Source organism: Halalkalicoccus sp. NIPERK01 (assembly GCF_030287405.1).
Classification (GTDB): domain Archaea; phylum Halobacteriota; class Halobacteria; order Halobacteriales; family Halalkalicoccaceae; genus Halalkalicoccus.
On record NZ_JASVVV010000002.1, the window covers coordinates 64,430 to 79,775 of the forward strand.

The 15,346-nt window shown below is 68.0% G+C and carries 14 protein-coding genes; 10 read left to right on the forward strand and 4 right to left on the reverse strand.

Annotation, left to right across the window (positions count from 1 at the left end):
* Nucleotides 1-24: 24 nt before the first annotated feature.
* From QRT08_RS06315 to QRT08_RS06325, 3 genes are read left to right on the forward strand one after another with little or no spacing between them, the layout of a single operon-like run.
* Nucleotides 25-753: a phosphocholine cytidylyltransferase family protein gene (locus tag QRT08_RS06315; protein ID WP_286045086.1), complete on the forward strand. Its 729-nt coding sequence runs from the start codon at nucleotides 25-27 to the stop codon at nucleotides 751-753.
* Nucleotides 754-1,908 (forward strand): CDP-glycerol glycerophosphotransferase family protein, encoded by a 1,155-nt coding sequence (locus tag QRT08_RS06320; protein WP_286045087.1) that lies wholly within the window; start codon nucleotides 754-756, stop codon nucleotides 1,906-1,908.
* A gap of 53 nt (nucleotides 1,909-1,961) precedes the next feature.
* Complete coding sequence (locus QRT08_RS06325; protein WP_286045088.1) at nucleotides 1,962-3,647, forward strand: thiamine pyrophosphate-binding protein; 1,686 nt, start codon at nucleotides 1,962-1,964, stop codon at nucleotides 3,645-3,647.
* Nucleotides 3,648-3,654: 7 nt separating this feature from the next.
* On the opposite strand, the gene QRT08_RS06330 is transcribed toward QRT08_RS06325, so the two are convergent.
* Nucleotides 3,655-4,776, reverse strand: a complete 1,122-nt coding sequence (locus QRT08_RS06330) for a pyridoxal phosphate-dependent aminotransferase (protein ID WP_286045089.1) — start codon at nucleotides 4,774-4,776, stop codon at nucleotides 3,655-3,657.
* Nucleotides 4,777-4,993: 217 nt separating this feature from the next.
* Here QRT08_RS06330 and QRT08_RS06335 point away from each other — a divergent pair, with 217 nt between their 5' ends.
* The 3 genes from QRT08_RS06335 to QRT08_RS06345 are packed head-to-tail and all read left to right on the forward strand — an operon-like array spanning nucleotide 4,994 to nucleotide 7,574.
* A complete protein-coding gene (locus QRT08_RS06335; RefSeq protein WP_286045090.1) occupies nucleotides 4,994-6,037 on the forward strand; it encodes an ABC transporter substrate-binding protein in 1,044 nt (347 codons plus the stop codon).
* Nucleotides 6,034-6,828 (forward strand): ABC transporter permease, encoded by a 795-nt coding sequence (locus QRT08_RS06340; RefSeq protein WP_286045091.1) that lies wholly within the window; start codon nucleotides 6,034-6,036, stop codon nucleotides 6,826-6,828. Before QRT08_RS06335 ends, QRT08_RS06340 begins: the two co-directional genes overlap by 4 nt.
* Nucleotides 6,819-7,574 carry an ABC transporter ATP-binding protein gene (locus tag QRT08_RS06345; protein ID WP_286045092.1) on the forward strand — a complete coding sequence of 252 codons (756 nt, stop codon included), beginning with the start codon at nucleotides 6,819-6,821 and terminating at the stop codon, nucleotides 7,572-7,574. The genes QRT08_RS06340 and QRT08_RS06345 overlap by 10 nt, the downstream gene beginning before the upstream one ends.
* Here the strand turns inward: QRT08_RS06345 and QRT08_RS06350 are convergent.
* From QRT08_RS06350 to QRT08_RS06360, 3 genes are all read right to left on the reverse strand, one after another.
* On the reverse strand, nucleotides 7,571-7,720 hold the full coding sequence (locus tag QRT08_RS06350) for a hypothetical protein (RefSeq protein WP_286045093.1): 150 nt from the start codon (nucleotides 7,718-7,720) through the stop codon (nucleotides 7,571-7,573). The genes QRT08_RS06345 and QRT08_RS06350 overlap by 4 nt on opposite strands.
* A gap of 30 nt (nucleotides 7,721-7,750) precedes the next feature.
* Entirely contained in the window at nucleotides 7,751-11,116 is a 3,366-nt protein-coding gene (locus QRT08_RS06355) for an MMPL family transporter (protein ID WP_286045094.1), read from the reverse strand.
* A gap of 101 nt (nucleotides 11,117-11,217) precedes the next feature.
* Entirely contained in the window at nucleotides 11,218-11,958 is a 741-nt protein-coding gene (locus QRT08_RS06360; protein ID WP_286045095.1) for a proteasome assembly chaperone family protein, read from the reverse strand.
* A 346-nt stretch (nucleotides 11,959-12,304) separates the two neighbouring features.
* On the opposite strand from QRT08_RS06360, the gene QRT08_RS06365 reads away from it, so the two are divergent.
* The 4 genes from QRT08_RS06365 to QRT08_RS06380 are packed head-to-tail and all read left to right on the forward strand — an operon-like array spanning nucleotide 12,305 to nucleotide 15,330.
* On the forward strand, nucleotides 12,305-12,649 hold the full coding sequence (locus tag QRT08_RS06365; protein ID WP_286045096.1) for a DUF7344 domain-containing protein: 345 nt from the start codon (nucleotides 12,305-12,307) through the stop codon (nucleotides 12,647-12,649).
* Nucleotides 12,650-12,687: 38 nt separating this feature from the next.
* Complete coding sequence (locus QRT08_RS06370; protein WP_286045097.1) at nucleotides 12,688-13,596, forward strand: RsmB/NOP family class I SAM-dependent RNA methyltransferase; 909 nt, start codon at nucleotides 12,688-12,690, stop codon at nucleotides 13,594-13,596.
* On the forward strand, nucleotides 13,593-14,099 hold the full coding sequence (locus tag QRT08_RS06375) for a DUF7122 family protein (protein WP_286045098.1): 507 nt from the start codon (nucleotides 13,593-13,595) through the stop codon (nucleotides 14,097-14,099). The genes QRT08_RS06370 and QRT08_RS06375 overlap by 4 nt, the downstream gene beginning before the upstream one ends.
* 58 nt (nucleotides 14,100-14,157) lie before the next feature.
* Complete coding sequence (locus QRT08_RS06380) at nucleotides 14,158-15,330, forward strand: MFS transporter (RefSeq protein WP_286045099.1); 1,173 nt, start codon at nucleotides 14,158-14,160, stop codon at nucleotides 15,328-15,330.
* The last annotated feature ends 16 nt before the right edge of the window (nucleotides 15,331-15,346 follow it).

Sequence of the window (15,346 nt, forward strand, 5' to 3'; positions counted from 1 at the left end):
CTACCAGGAAAAGGAAACACGGTAATGAGTTCCACAAGGGCTCAGGGGGAGGTTCACGCGGTCGTTCTCGCGGCTGGGATCGGGCGACGATTGCGACCGCTCACCGACGAACGGCCCAAGACGTTGCTGTCCGTGAGTGGACAGCCCATTCTCGGACACATCCTCGATGCGCTGATCGCGACGGGCTACGAACGGGTGACGGTCGTCACGGGCTACGAGGCCGAGCAGGTCCGGTCGTTCTGCTCTCGATACGACCGTCTCGCCTTCGAGTTCGTCCACAGCGACGTCTTCGAGGAGACGAACAACAGCTACTCGCTGTGGTTGGCACGCGAGCACCTCCGGGACGGGTTTACGCTCGTCAACTCCGATACGCTGTTTCCGACGGCCTGTCTCGACCGGCTTCGCGAGCGCGAGGGGTCGGCGCTGGTCGTCGACCGGGTCGCAGAGCTGACCGACGAGAGCATGAAGGTCCGCGTCGAGGACGGACGGGTCCTCGCGATTGGGAAGGGCCTCGATCGCGCCGAGGGCGAGTACATCGGCCTCTGTAAGTTCGCGCCGCCGGACGCCGCGGCACTGGTTCGCTGTCTGGACGATCTCGTCGAACACGACCACACGAACGAGTGGTACGAAACCGCGTTCGATCGGCTGGCCGCCGACCGGTCGCTCGGCGTCGTCGAGGTCCACGAGGGGTGGATCGAGATCGACGACCGGGAGGACCTCAGGACGGGCCAGCAGCTCTGGGGAGAAGTCTGAGTGGGCCTCCCGAAGGACGTCCTCGCGGTTCTCGCCCACCGCCTCGCACACCTCCTGCCCCGCGAGGACTCCCTGTGGGTCTTCGGCACGCGTGGCGGCGAGGCCTTCGAAGGCAACACGAAGTACCTCTTTTTGGACCTACAGCGCGAGGGCGGACTCCGGCCGGTGTGGATCTCGGAGAGCGATTCGACCGTCCGCGAACTGCGCGAAAACGGGTTCGATGCCCATCGCGCGGACTCGCTTCGGGGACGACTGGCGACGTTGCGTGCGGGCGTGGTCTTCGTCACCGGCACGATGACGGACATGCCGCTGTGGCCGACCGGGGGGGCGAACGTCGTCCAGCTCTGGCACGGCGTCCCGCTGAAACGGATCGCCGCCGACGCGCCGAGCTTCGAGGGGTTCACGCTCCGGGAACGCCTCCGCCTGCTGTACACCTACCGGCAGTTCGACGCGCTCACGCTCACGGCGTCGGGACTCGGCGATTCGTTTCGTTCCGCGTTCCGGATCGACCCCGACCTCCCGGTCACGGGCTACCCGCGAAACGACGCCCTGTTTCGCGAGCTCCCCGGCGAGGGGGTCGGCCAGGGCGAGACCGCCCGCGAGATACGCGAGGACATCGACGCCGACCGGGTGGTCGCCTACCTGCCGACCTACCGCGAGGACGGCTCGGACCCCGCCGCTCACATCGATTTCGAACGGCTGGATCGGTTCCTCGCCGAGCGGGACGCCGCGATGGTCGTGAAGTTCCACCCCTTCAGCGATCCCGGGTTCGATCCCGAGCGCTTCGAGCGCCTTCAGGTCCTCCCGGCAGGGTTCGACGTCTACCCCCTCCTCCGGGGGACCGACGCGCTCGTGACCGACTATTCGTCCGTGTACTTCGATTACCTCCTGCTCGATCGACCGGTCGTCTTCTACGCTTACGACCGCGAGCGCTACGAGGAGAGTCCCGGATTCTACGTCGAGTACGAGAAGGTCACGCCCGGACCCGTCGCCGAGACGTTCGACGAACTGCTCGCCGCGATCGAACTCGCGCTGGAGTCGCCGGACGCGTACGCCGACGAGCGCGAGCGGGTCCGCCGACTGGCGTTCGACCACCCCGACGATCGGGCCGCACAACGGGTCCGGGAGTACGTTCGGGTGCGTTTCGGGGCGTAGGGCTCGGCCGCGATGGCATACGGATTGATGACCCCTCGCGTGGCACACCGCACATGAGCGAGGGCTACACCGGTGCGGACTGCTTCGTCGACGCATTGGAACGGTACGGCGTTTCCCGCGTCTTTGGCAACCCCGGGACGACCGAACTACCCGTACTCGAATCGCTCGCCGACAGCGACATCGAGTACGTCCTCGGCCTGCACGAGGACATCGCGGTCGGGATGGCCGGCGGCTACGCAAGCACCCGCCGGTATCATTCCCATAGCGATCCCGACGTCCTCCCGGTCGGCGTGGCGAACCTGCATCTCGCGCCGGGGCTCGCCCACGGACTCGGCAACCTCTACGCCGCGAGGGTCGCGGGCGCGCCGGTGGTCGTGACCGCGGGCAACCACAGCACCGACTTCCGCCACGAGGAACCCATTCTGTCGGGCGACCTGGTGGGTATCGCCGAGGAGTTCACCAAGTGGAGCGCCGAGGTGCTGGACGTGGCGGCGCTGCCCGCGATGGTCCGCCGGGCCTTTCGGACGGCGCTGACTCCACCCACGGGTCCCGTCTTTCTGGGCCTCCCGCTCGACACCATGATGGCGGCAACGGACGCGGAGCCCGAACGCTTGGGCGAAATCCCGACCGCAGGCGGAGGCGACCCCGCACAGATCCGGCGGGCCGCCGAACTGCTGGCCGACGCGGAGGCCCCCACGATGGTCGTCGGCGACCACGTCGCTCGCGCCGGTCGAGACGCGGTCGACGCCGCCGTCAAGCTCGCCGAAACCGCCGGCCTTCGAGTCCACGGCGAGATCCTCTCGTGTGAGGTGAACTTCCCGACGACCCACGACCAGTGGGTATCGTACGTCCCACCCGACGAGGAGCTCGCGGCGCGGTCGATGGACGCCGATACACTGGTGTTCGCGGGCTGTTCGACCAACACGACGCTGACGCGCCACGAGAACCCCCTCGTCGATCCCGAGACGACCTGCATCCACCTCGGGCCCGACGCGTGGGAACTCGGGAAACACCAGCCCGCCGACGCCGCCGTACTGGGCGATCCCGGCAAGGTCATGGGCGCGCTCGCGGAGCGGGTCGATCTCGAAGAGAGAACACGGAAGAAGCGACTCGAACGGGTTCGGGAGACGAAGGCGGGACTCGCCGATACCCTCGATTCGATCGGACGGGGGAGCGCGGAGGACGATCCACGGGCGTCGAAGGCCGAACTGGTCGACCGGCTTCGGGAGGCCGCCCCCAACGCCTATCTCGTCGACGAGGGCGTCACCGCGAAGTACGCGCTGTTGACGCGGTGGCCCTTGGAGAGCGAAGGAATGATCTCGAACAAGGGTGGCGGGCTGGGCTACGGTCTGCCGGCGGCGGTCGGCGCGGCCATCGCCGAGGGCGAGCGCGAGAATTCGAGGAACGTCCTCGGGTTCGTCGGCGACGGCTCGTACCTGTACTATCCGCACACGCTCTACTCGGCGGCGCGCCACGGCGTCGACCTAACGGTCGTAATCGCCGACAACCGCAACTACCGCATCCTGAAGGACAACACGATCAAGCTCTTCGGCGGGAGCGACGACGACTACGACTACGTCGGCATGGACTTCGACCCGCCCGTGGATCTGGTGGCGAACGCGGAGAGCCACGGTGCCGAGGCCGCGTTGGTCGAGACGCCCGACGAAATCGCTCCAGCGGTCGAACGCGCGGTCGAGAACGAGGGGCCGACCGTGTTGGACGTGCTCGTTCACGACTGAACGGACTTCAGCGCACCGCCCGCGTCGCCTCGCGCATGATTTCGAGGGCGTCCTCTAGCTCCTCGGTGCCGGTCGCGTACGAGAGCCGGGCGTAGCCCGCGCCGCGCTCGCCGAAGGCCGCGCCGGGGACGACGACCACGCCCCGGTCGATCACTTCGTCGACCCAGCCCTCGGGCACCTTCGGCATGGCGTAGAACGCCCCCTGCGGGGTCGGCGTTTCGAGACCCATGTCGGTCAGCCCCTCCAGAACGAGGTCTCGCCGTTTCTCGAAAGCGGCGACCATCTCCTCGACCGGTTCCTGAGAGCCCGAAAGCGCGGCCTCGGAGGCGAACTGGGCCGGCGCGCTCGCACACGCCTGTGCGTACTGGTGTACCCGGAGCATGCGCTCGATCCGCCGGTTGCTCCCGGTGATCCAGCCGAGCCGCCAGCCGGTCATCGAATACGTCTTCGAGCAGGCGCTCACGACGACGACGTTGTCCGTCTCGGCGAACTCGAGGGGCGAGCGGTGCTCGCCCTCGAAGACGATGTGTTCGTAGACCTCGTCGCTGATACAGAGGACGTCGTGTTCGTCGGCGATCCGGGCGAACTCACGCATGTCGTCCTCGCTCTGGACCGCCCCCGTCGGGTTGGCGGGACTGTTGACGACGAAGGCGGCGGTGTCGTCGGTGATCGCCTCCTCGACCGTCGCGGGGTCGAGCGTGAGGTCCTCGCGGAGTCCGAGGGGTTTCGGGGTCCCGTCTGCGATCCGGGTCAGGGCGTCGTACGAGACGAACCCCGGGTCCGGAAACAACACCTCTTGGCCGGGGTCCACGTGGGCCTCGATCGCCAGGTGCAGCGCCTCGCTCCCGCCGGCGGTGGCGATGACGTCCTCGGGATCGACGGGGAGCGAGTAGTCCCGGTCGTACTTCGCGGCGATGGCCTCGCGTAGCTCTCGGGTCCCCTTGTTGGAGGTGTAGGCGTCGACGGCCCCCGACCGGATGGCCTCGATCGCGGCCTCGCGGGCGTGGGTCGGCGTCGGGAAGTCCGGCTGGCCGATCCCGAGGTTGATCGCCTCGGCGCCGGCGGCCTCGAACACCTCGCGGATGCCGCTGATCGATACCCCTTCGACTCGCTGTGAGAACTCCGTCATGGGTTGGAGCGCGGCCCGTTCCCGCATAACGCTTGCTACCGTCGAGCGTCGCAGGTATTGCCGGGAGCTATGACGGCACGGTAGGCGGCAATCGGGGGAGAGAACCCCCGAAGGCGGGATCGAGGGCGAACGCGACGCGAACCACGGGACCCCGATGAACGGCGAACTTACCGCATCCGAGCGCCGCATGGCCCTTCGGCGTGTAGTGCGGGCATCCGTGAGTACATTCGATAGCCGTGGGGGGATCTCCCGACGGGCCGTTCTGAGGACGACCGGGGCGGGTCTCGCGCTCGGGACCGCCGGGCTGGCCGGCTGTCTCGGGAGCGACGAGTTGGAGGAGCTGACGGTCGCGTACATGCCGATCTACCCCGACATGCAGTACTTCGTGATGCAGGAGGAGGGATATCTCGAGGAACTCTCGATCCCCGTCGACGCCCGGGAGTTCTCCGACGGACCGAGCATCGTCCAGGCGTACGCCAGCGGCGAGATCGACGTCGGGCTGTTCGGGATCGTCCCCTCGATGATCGTCATCGACCGCGGGATCCCCGCGAAGGTCGTCGCGGCCAATATAAAAGAACCGATGGCGATCATGGCCGACGAAGTTCTAAGAGAGCTCTGGGACGAACACGGCGCCGAATCGTTCGCCCGCTACGAACAGCAGGAGGGCCGGAAGTTCCGTTTCGGCACGTTCCCCGAGGGGAGCGTTCCCGACATCCTGCTTCGCTACTGGCTCTCCGACGTCCACGGGCTCGACCCGACGGAGGCCGTCGATATCACCGAGATCGGCGGCGCGAACGCCGTCTGGCAGGCGATTGCCAACGACGAGATCGACGGGACGAGCATCATGGAGCCGGTTCCGACGATCGCCACCGAGGAGGGGGCGCCGATCGACACCCTCGCGGTTGCCTCGGAGTTCATGCCCGGCCAGCCCGCCGCCGTCGCGCTGATGAGCGACGCCGTCCGGGACCACGCGGTCGGCGAGGAGTTCCTCGCGGCCCACGTCCGGGCGACGAAGTTCATCAACGATGATCCCGAGACGACCGCCGAACACGCGAGCACCGTCATCGGGGCCTCGTCGCTGCCGGTCGAGCGGGCGCGGGCCGCCCTCGACTCGCCGCTGTCGAACTTCGTGAGCGATCCCCGCGAGATCGAATCCGGAACCGAGATCTTCGCCGAATACGCCGCCGAACTCGGGCGGACCGACGAGCGCCTCGCGCTCGAGGACGTCTTCGATTACGACCTCTACGAGGCGGCCCGATGAGCCACGACACCGCCGTCGGGATGCGCGAGGATTCGGCGCTGCCGACCGGTTGGGACCCGAGCCGCCTGCTCCGCGGAACGGCGGGCGTCGCGGGCTTTCTCGCCGTCTGGTGGGTCGCTTCGCTGTTCCAGGCGTCCTACGTCCTCCCCTCGCCGCTGGTCGTCGGCGAGACCTTTTTCGCCGAACTCGCGTCGGGAACGATGACGACCGCGCTGTACAACAGCGTGCTCCACTGGATCCCCGGGACGATCGCCGGGACGTTCCTCGGGATCGCCGCCGGGATCGCGCTGGGCTGGAGCCGCGTTGCCGACGACGCGCTCGCGCCGGTCGTGCGGACGCTACGGCCGGTACCGCCGCTCGCTCTCATCGGCTTCGCCATCGCGTGGTTCGGCATCAACCACGCCGGGGCGGCGTTCATCATCGCCGTCGGCGCGTTCTGGATCAATTTTTATGCCGCATACGGCGGGGTCGAGGGCGTCTCCGACGACCTGCTCGACGTCGCGCGCAGCCTCGGAGTCCGGAGCGACCTCGGACTCGTGAGGTCCGTCGTGCTCCCGAGCGCGCTGCCCGAGATCACGACCGGGATTCGGACGGGGATCGGTCGGTGCTGGATGCTCGTCGTCGCCGCGGAGATCTTCGGCGTGCCCGGCATCGGCCGGGAGATCATGAGCGCGGGGAACAACCTCGCGGTCGACGTGGTGATCGCATATATCCTCGTGTTGAGCCTGATGTTCCTGCTCGTCGACGTGGCGTTTCGCGTCGCCCAACGTCGGGTGATCGCATGGGAGTAGACGGCGAGACGAAGGTCGGCATCGAGGGCGTGAGCAAGCGTTATTCGGGCGCTCAGGGTCCGATACAGGCGCTCGACGACGTGAGCTTCGCGGTCGAGTCGGGGGAGTTCGTCTGCATCGTCGGCCCCTCGGGCTGTGGGAAATCGACCCTGTTTCGGATCGTCGCCGGCCTCGAGGAGGCGAGCGCGGGGATCGTCACCCTCGACGGCGAACGGGTGAGGGAACCGACGACCGATATGGGAATCGTCTTTCAGGAGTATCACCTGTTCCCGTGGCGCACGGTCGAAAAGAACGTCGCCTTCGGACTCGAACAGCAGGGCGTTTCGGACCCCGAGCGCGAGCGTCGAGTCGGGGAACTGATCGATCTGGTGGGTCTGTCGGGCTTCGAGGAGGCGTATCCGAGCGACCTCTCGGGCGGGATGAAACAGCGCGTCGCCATCGCTCGTGCGCTCGCGGTCGATCCGGCCATTCTGCTGATGGACGAACCGTTCGGGGCGGTCGACGCCCAGACGCGCGCCCGCCTGCAGGAGGAGCTACTGGAGATCTGGCGCGAGACGGAGAAGACGGTGCTGTTCGTGACCCACGACGTGAGCGAGGCGGTCACGCTCGCCGACCGCGTCGTGGTGATGGGGACCGAACCGGGCCACGTCCGCGAGATCGTCGGGATCGACCTCCCGCGCCCGCGCGAACGGACCGATTCCGGGTTCGTCGAGTACGAGAAGCGGATCCGCGGGCTGATCGCCTAACCCCGGAACTCCTCGCGCAGGTCGTCGACGTGGCCCTCCAGAACCGAGAGCGCCGCGTCGGCGTCCATGTAGCCCTGTTCGTACTCCGAGAGCACGTAGCCCGCGTCGTCGAGGAACTCCTCGACGCTCTCTTCGAGTTCTGCCATACCCTTCCTACGTCCTCGAGGGAGATGAACCTAATCCGATCCGCCTGCGGGTGTGGCCGTCTCGGTCTCCGCGGTGTGCCCGCGATCCGGGCCGAGATACCGCGTCCAGACAACGAGCAGGCTCGGCAGGACGAACACGCTCGCGAGGAAGGCGTAGACGATGGTCAGCCCCGTGATGAGGCCGAACTGCTGGAGCGGCGGGAGGATGGCGAAGACGAGCACGCCGAAGCCGCCGACGGTGGTCGCGGCGCTGCCCAGGAGCGCGCCGCCCGTTCCGCGAACGCTGCGATCGAGGGCTTCGAAGAGGCCGTAGCCGCGCTCGCGTTCGAGCAGGAACCGCTCGGTCATGTGGACGTTGTACGCCACCCCCAGCCCGATGGTGAGGCTGGTGATCGTCCCGGTCATCACGTTGAAGGGGATCCCAAGCAGGTACATCGTCCCGAGGATCCACGCCACCGAGAGGACGATGGGGAGGAGCGTCACGGCCCCGATGACCGCGCTGCCGTGGGCCCACCGGTAGGCGAGCATGAGGAAGGCGAACACCGCCACGAGCGTGACGAGCATGCTCTCGATGACGGTCCGAAGGAGTTCCTCCTCGACGATCCCGAAGACGATCAACTGGCCCGTCGCGGTCGCCTCCAACCCGTCGCCGTCGAGGACGGCCGCCACGGCGCGCGTCTCCTCGGTCGCCAGGTCGGTCCCGGCGGAGCCCCGAATCGAGATCACGAGGCGGAACGACTCGTACTCGGCCGTCTCCGTCCGGTAGATCACGTCCTCGGCAGCCTCGGCGTCGGCCACGAACAGCGCGTCGTAGACGCCCTCGACGTTCTCGTCGGGGACGCCGTCGCCGGTGGTGTCGGCGCTCGAAAACGTCTCCTCGAACGCCTCGTCCTCCTCGGCGACGGCCTCCATGACCGACAGCGGGCTTCGGACGTCGGCCTCGCCGCTCGAGAGGACGACCGCCGAGTCGCTCTCCCCCGCTAGCCCCTCGGCCTCGGCGAGTCGTTCGAGCGCGTCGTCGCGGGTGACGTCGCCCTCGACGAGCACCTCCGTTCGCGTGTCCTCGCGCAGGAAGTTCCCGTTGACGTACTCGAGGTTCGCCTTCGAGTCGTACTCCCCGGCGGCCAGCGGTCCCGGCAGGCTCTTCATCCACTCGGGGGGATCGTCCGCGATGAAGTCCTCCTGCTCGAAGGTGGTGTCGATCCCCGCCGCGCCGTAGGCGCTGCCCGCCGTGAGCAGGAGCGCGACGGCGATCACGGCCCACGGGGCGCGTCGTGCGGCCCGCCCGCCCAGCGAGAGGAAGTCGCCCGCGGGACCGCCGCCGGTCCCGAACGCCCGTCGTCTCCTGTCGTAGCCGCGCGATTCGAGCGCGGCGTCGAGTTCGACCTTCGCCGCGGGGATCAGCAGGCCGAAGATCAACAGCGCGGAGACGATGCCGAACGCGCTCGCGACCCCGAACTCGCGGATCGGACCCACGGGGCTGACGAGGTTCGAGAGGAAGCCGATCACCGCGGTCGCCGTGACCCAGACGAGCGCCATGCCGAGTCCCGAGAGGACGACCGCCATCGCCCGCCGGGTGCCCTCGCCGGTCTCGGCGCGCTGCTCGCGGGTCGTCGCGCCCCGCTCGCTATCCGAGACGCGTTGCGTCTCGCGCTGCTCGCGGTGGCGCATGAACACGTGGATCGCGTAGTCGATCGACAGCCCCACCAGGAGGACGGGAACCGCGATCATGATCTGATTGAACGCAATCCCTGCCCAGCCCATGAACCCAAACGTCCACAGGAGGACGGCGAGAATGCCGACGCCGCCGAGGGCGATGTCCAGCGGATCACGGTAGGCGATCGCCAGCACGCACACCACGAACGCCAGCGCCAGCGGCAGGACGATCCCCAGGCTGTCCGCGAGCGAGCGGTCGATCTCGTCGGTGATGATACCGGACCCGAAGACGAACGCCGAGTCGAAGCGCTCCTCGACGATCGCCGCCATCGCGAGCTGTGAGTCGACCAGCGAGTCCGGCGCCTCGCCCTCGACGCTCGCCTCCTCCTCGGTGACCTGGGTGACGTAGATCGCCCGGGCGTCGGCGGTCGTCGAACCCGGCTCGTAGTCGGTCGGCAGGAAGACGAAGACCTCGCGCGGGGCGTCCTCGTCGAGCACCGTCTCGAGCACGTCGTCGATCTCCGACTGGCTCATCGACTCCAACTGTGCGATCTGCTCCTCCCTGCTCGGGTCGATCTCGGAGATCGCCGCGAACTCCTCTTCGAGCGCCTCGCCGTCCTCTTCGAGGGCGTCGGCCTCCCGCTCCACCGCCTCGCCCTCGGCTTCGAGGTCCTCGGATCGCTCCTCGAGGGCCGCGCGGTCCGCTTCGAGGGCGTCGCCGCGCTCTTCGAGGCGCTCCTGGCGCTCCTCTAGCGCCGCGGCGTCGACCTCCAGGGCCTCCCCGCGGTCGGCCAGATCGGCGCTCGCCGGGGCGAGCACCTCGCCCTCGATGGCGTCGTAGGCGCTCTCGATCTCGGCGGCGGGTTCGGCGCTTCGGGCATCGTACTCCTCCTCGGTGATCCCGCCCGCCCGGTACTGCGCTTCGAGCGCGTTCAGTTCGGCCTGTGCGTCGGCCACGTCGTCGATCAGCGGCGAGAAGGCGGCGTACTCCGCCGCCGGAAGGCGCTCTCTGGACTCGGCGTCGAGGTCCCCCATGCCCGCCCCGTACTCCGCTTCGGTGATCTCCCCGCGGTCGTAGGCGACCCGCAGATCGCGGGTCTCGTTCAGCGTCTCGGCCATGAACTCCCCGCGGGCCTCGAGGTCGGCCCGCTCCTCCGCGAGTTCTCCCCGTCGCTCCTCCAGTTCGGCGGCGTCCGCTTCGAGGTCGGCGGCGTCGTCCTCGAGGGCGTCGCCGCGTTCGGCGAGTTCCTCGCCCTCCGACTCGATGGCCTCGCCCTCGGCTTCGAGCCGTTCGCTCCGCTCTTCGAGCGTCTCGCCCCGCGTTTCGAGGTCCTCGGATCTCGTCTCCAGTTCGTCGGCGCGCTCCTGTCGGATCGCGGCCGTCGCGACGACGTTCGAGAGGTCGCCGAACGGCTCCTCGGCGAGCGTCGCGTTGATCGTCTCGTTCCCGCGGAACTCCCCCTGGAGTTCGAGCGTCGAGATCAACGACCCCTTCGAGAGGGCGTTTTCCTCGCGGACGATCAACTGGGCCGTCGTGGTGTTCTCGTCGCCGCCGAAGCGCTCGTCGATGTACGCCTGTGCGTCGGCCTCGTCGCTGTCGGTCCGGAACTGATCCAGCGACGAGGACTGTTCGATCGCCCCGACGCCGCTCCCGAGAAGCAGCGTCACGACCAGAAAGACGGCGACGACGGCCCGACTCCGCCGGGTGACGAACCCGATCAGTCGATCCGTCGCACGCACGCACTCACCCCGAACTGCTCGATCATCGAATTGTCTATACTATCCTACAAACACAAAACACATAATCGTTTCGAGACGACTGTCGCCGCGTCACACGGGCGTCACTGGTACATCCCGACGGGCCGCGCCTGCGTGCTCTCCTCGTCGCCGGCCTGTTGCATCCGCTGGGCGAGTTGCTCGCGCTGGTCCCTGATTCGTTCGGCCTGTTCGACGAGTCGGTCGACGTCGACCTCGACGTCGACGATGGGGGCGATACCGTTCTGCAACAACGCGCGGGCGGCCTCCGGGTCCGGGAAGTTGGGGTCGCTCTCGACGATCAGGCCGACGCTCGCCAGCCCCGACTCCGTGGCCTGGTTGAGCAGCGCGCCCGTCGGCCCGCTGATGACGCCCGTCTCCCGCGGCGGGACGATCCCCGCTCGGTCGAGGTGGTTGATCGCGTCGCCGGTGGCGACGCCGTAGACCTCGGGGGTCCCCTCCTTCTCGGCGGGTCGCCCGCTCAGGTAGACCGGCGTCACCTCGTGTTCTGCCAACCACCCCGAGACGCAGGCGGCGAACTCGGGCGCGCCCGCCCCCGAGATCGGCACCTCGCTCTGGAGTGCGAGCAGGTCCCGGTCGGGGTCGGCGTAGAGCCTGACCGGCGCCTTGAGTTCGTCGTCGTCCTCGTGGTAGACGCCGATCTGGGGAAGGCCGTCGCAGTGGACGCTCGCGTAGTGGGTCATCGAGAACTCCTCGATCAGGTGGTCGGTGGCGATCTTGCCCACGAGCCCCACGCCGGGAAGCCCCTCGACGAGGAACGGCCGGTCGAGCGGGACCGATTCGTCGTGAATGTTAATCCGTGCCATGGTTGGAGGGACGCGAGCCACACCCATAAACCGACTGCCGGACCGGATGGACCTAGTAGGGGACCCATCGGCTCGGGTACGGACTCGGTGGTGGTATGCCAAGCGCCCGCGTCACGCACATCGGTGCCCATCAGTACGGCGTTAAAACGACAATGGTCCCGTCCGAGTATCCGGGTTGAACGCTCAATTAACGAAACGAGAGGGGGGCCCGATCACGGAGCGTTGAGGCCCGAGCCAGCGAGGCGCACAGTTGATGTACCACCGGCGCCTGACCTACGTGTCGGAGAACGATGTTTAAAAACGGACGAATCGGAGCAGGTGGGGACCGAGCCAGTAGGAAACGCGAATGAGTACGGCCGGCCCGTGGGCGCTCTCGCTGGACGCGATATTCGAACTGCTGTGCCGGCGGCGTCGGCGATACGCGCTGTACGCGCTCTACCGGAACGGGGAGAACGGGATGGGCCTCGACGGGTTGACCTCCCGGGTCCGTCAGCTAGAGGCCGAGGACCGCGACAGTGCCCGCGACGGGATCCGGGAGGAACTTCGCGACCGACACGTCCCGAAACTGGTCGAGGCACACGTCGTCGACTACGACGACCGAACCGATACGATCCGGTATCGCGGCCAGCCGTCGCTCGAGGAGTGGATCGAACACGCCGAGTTCAAGGAAGGCAAGCGCCCCGAGCCGTAGCGAAACCTACAAGCGACCCACGCGGCTATCGGGAAGCGATGGAGGTGCTCTCGCGGTACGAACCGATCGTCGAGGACTTCGAGGCCTTTCTCGCCGCCTGCGAGCGCCCGCTGCCCTCGGTCGTCCGCGTGAACACGGTCAAGGCCGGCGTCGAACGGACGAAACGCGCCCTCGACGAGGAGGGAGTGGGCTACGAGGGCCGCGAGTGGAACCCCGGCGTATTGGAACTCGATACGGACAAACCGGGCAACACGTGGCCGTACTTCCACGGCTGGATCCACGGCCAGGAGGAGATCTCCTCGCTGCCCGCGACGGTGCTCGCGCCCGAACCCGGCGAACGCGTCCTCGATGCGTGTGCCGCTCCAGGGGGGAAAACCGCCCAGATCGCCGCGCTGATGGACGACACCGGCCTCGTAGTCGCCAACGACAACAACCTCGGGCGGCTCTCGGCGCTCCGATTCAACGCCGAACGCCTCGGATTAACGAACGTCGCCGTCACCCGCCAGGACGCCCGGAACTTCTCGCTGAAACCCTTCGGGTTCGACGCCTTCGACCGCGTGCTCGTCGACGCCCCCTGTTCGTGTGAGGGCATCATCCGGAAACGGCCTGACACCCTCGAGGAGTGGAGCCTCTCGCACGTCGAGGGCGTTTCAGGGGTGCAGAAGGGCATCCTCAAACGGGCGATCCAGTCCACCCGTTCCGGAGGCACCGTCGTCTACTCGACGTGTACGTTCGCCCCCGAGGAGAACGAGGCCGTACTCGATCACGTCCTGGAGAACGAGAACTGTCGGGTCGTCGGGTTCGACACGCCGCTGGAGTCGCGGTCGGGCGTCACCGAGTGGAACGGAGAAGAATACGACGGGTCGGTCGAGAAGGCGAGACGCTACTACCCGCACCACAACGACACGGGCGGCTTCTTCTGTGCGAAACTGGAGGTGGCGGGATGAGTGAATCCAATTCGGGTCAGCGTTTCGACCGCCTGCCCGCCACCGACACCGAGCGCGAACTCGAAAAGCGAGCCACCCGCGAGGAGGTTCTGGAGTGGTGGGACGAGCGCTTCGGGATCGGTCCCGAGGAGTTCGAGGAGCACACCTTCTGGGAGAAGGGCGCGGGCAAGATCTGGATTCTTCACGGCGAGGTCCCCTCACCCACCGAGATCGAGGGGCTGGGAATGAAGTTCCTCAGGACCCGCCAGGAACACTGGAAGCCGACGACGAACGCCGTCCAGCGGTTCGGGCACGCGGCGACACGCAACGTGATCGACCTCGATCCGGCGGAAGCGGATCGGTTCGTCCGCGGCGAGGATCAGGACATCGAGTGGGACGGCGACTGGGGCTACCTGATCGCCGCCCACGAACTCGCGGGCGAGCGCGAACCCCTCGGAGTCGGCCTCTACCTCCACGGCGAACTGCGCTCGACGGTGCCGAAGGGGCGGCGGCGCGAGGACTGACCCGGTCCCGCTGGCCGCTATCCACACGTTTTAGCCGGGGTCGGATCAATCGCCGATAGTGCGCTGGGAGTATCGGAACACGGTCCTCGTCCTCTGTACGCTCGCCTTTTTCGCGACGATGGTCGCCCGCCTCGTCATCAGCCCCGTCGTCCCCGCGATCGTCGACGAGTTCGGGACCTCCTCGGGCGCGATCGGACTCGCCCTCTCGGGGATGTGGGCGGCCTACGCCCTCTCGCAGTTCCCGTCGGGGCTTCTGGCCGACCGGTTCGGCGAGCGCCGGGTCATCCTCACCGCCGTCTCGACGACCGCGCTCGCGAGCGCCGCGCTCGCGCTCTCGCCCAGTATGGCCACGTTCGGCCTCTTCGCCGTGCTCCTCGGTGCGGGCGCGGGGCTTCACTACGTGGTCGCGACGACGCTTCTCACGCGGCTGTTCTCGAACACGGGCCGGGCGATCGGCCTCCACGTCACCGGCAGCCCGATCGCTGGTCTCTCCGCGCCGGTGCTTGCGGCCGCCATCGGCGCGCGCTACGGCTGGCGAGTCGCCCTCCTGCTCGGGACCGTCGCGGCGGTCCCGGTCGGGCTGGTGTTCGCCTGGAGAGTGAGGGAAACCGACCCCCAGCACCCCGAGCGATCGCTTCGCGAGGGGTTCGAGCCCCGGATCCTCGTCGGGCTCCTCTCGCGGCCGGCGATCGCCTATACTACTGTTCTCGCGGTGATCTCGGCGTTCACGTGGCAGGCGACCGCCTCCTTCCTCCCGTCGTTTCTGATCGCCCGCCACGGCTACTCGACGGCAGTAGCTGGACTTCTCTTCTCGCTGTACTTCGTCGCCCACGGCGTCTTCGCCCCGGCGATCGGCTCGTTCTCGGATCGGTTCGGCCGGGACCCGACGCTCGGGGCGACGCTCGCGGTCGGGATCGTCGCCTATCCGGTGCTCGTACTCGGCCCCTCGCTTCCCGTCGTCGTCCTCGGGGTCGTCCTCGCGGGGGTGGCGATGAGCTGGAGCGCTCCCTTACAGGACCGCTACATCGTCCGGCTCTCGGAGGGCGAGGAGAATAGGGGGTTCGGCCTCGTGCGAACGGTCTACATGCTGCTGGGCGCGCTCGGGAGCGTCGTCACCGGGACGCTCGCGGATCTGGCGGGCTGGGGCGTCGCCTACGGCGCGCTGGGGGTGCTGTTGACGCTCGCGGTCGGAAGCCTCGCGATCGTCCGACTCAGAGGGCTCGCGCTCTGAGGGTGGGAAAGGAAAA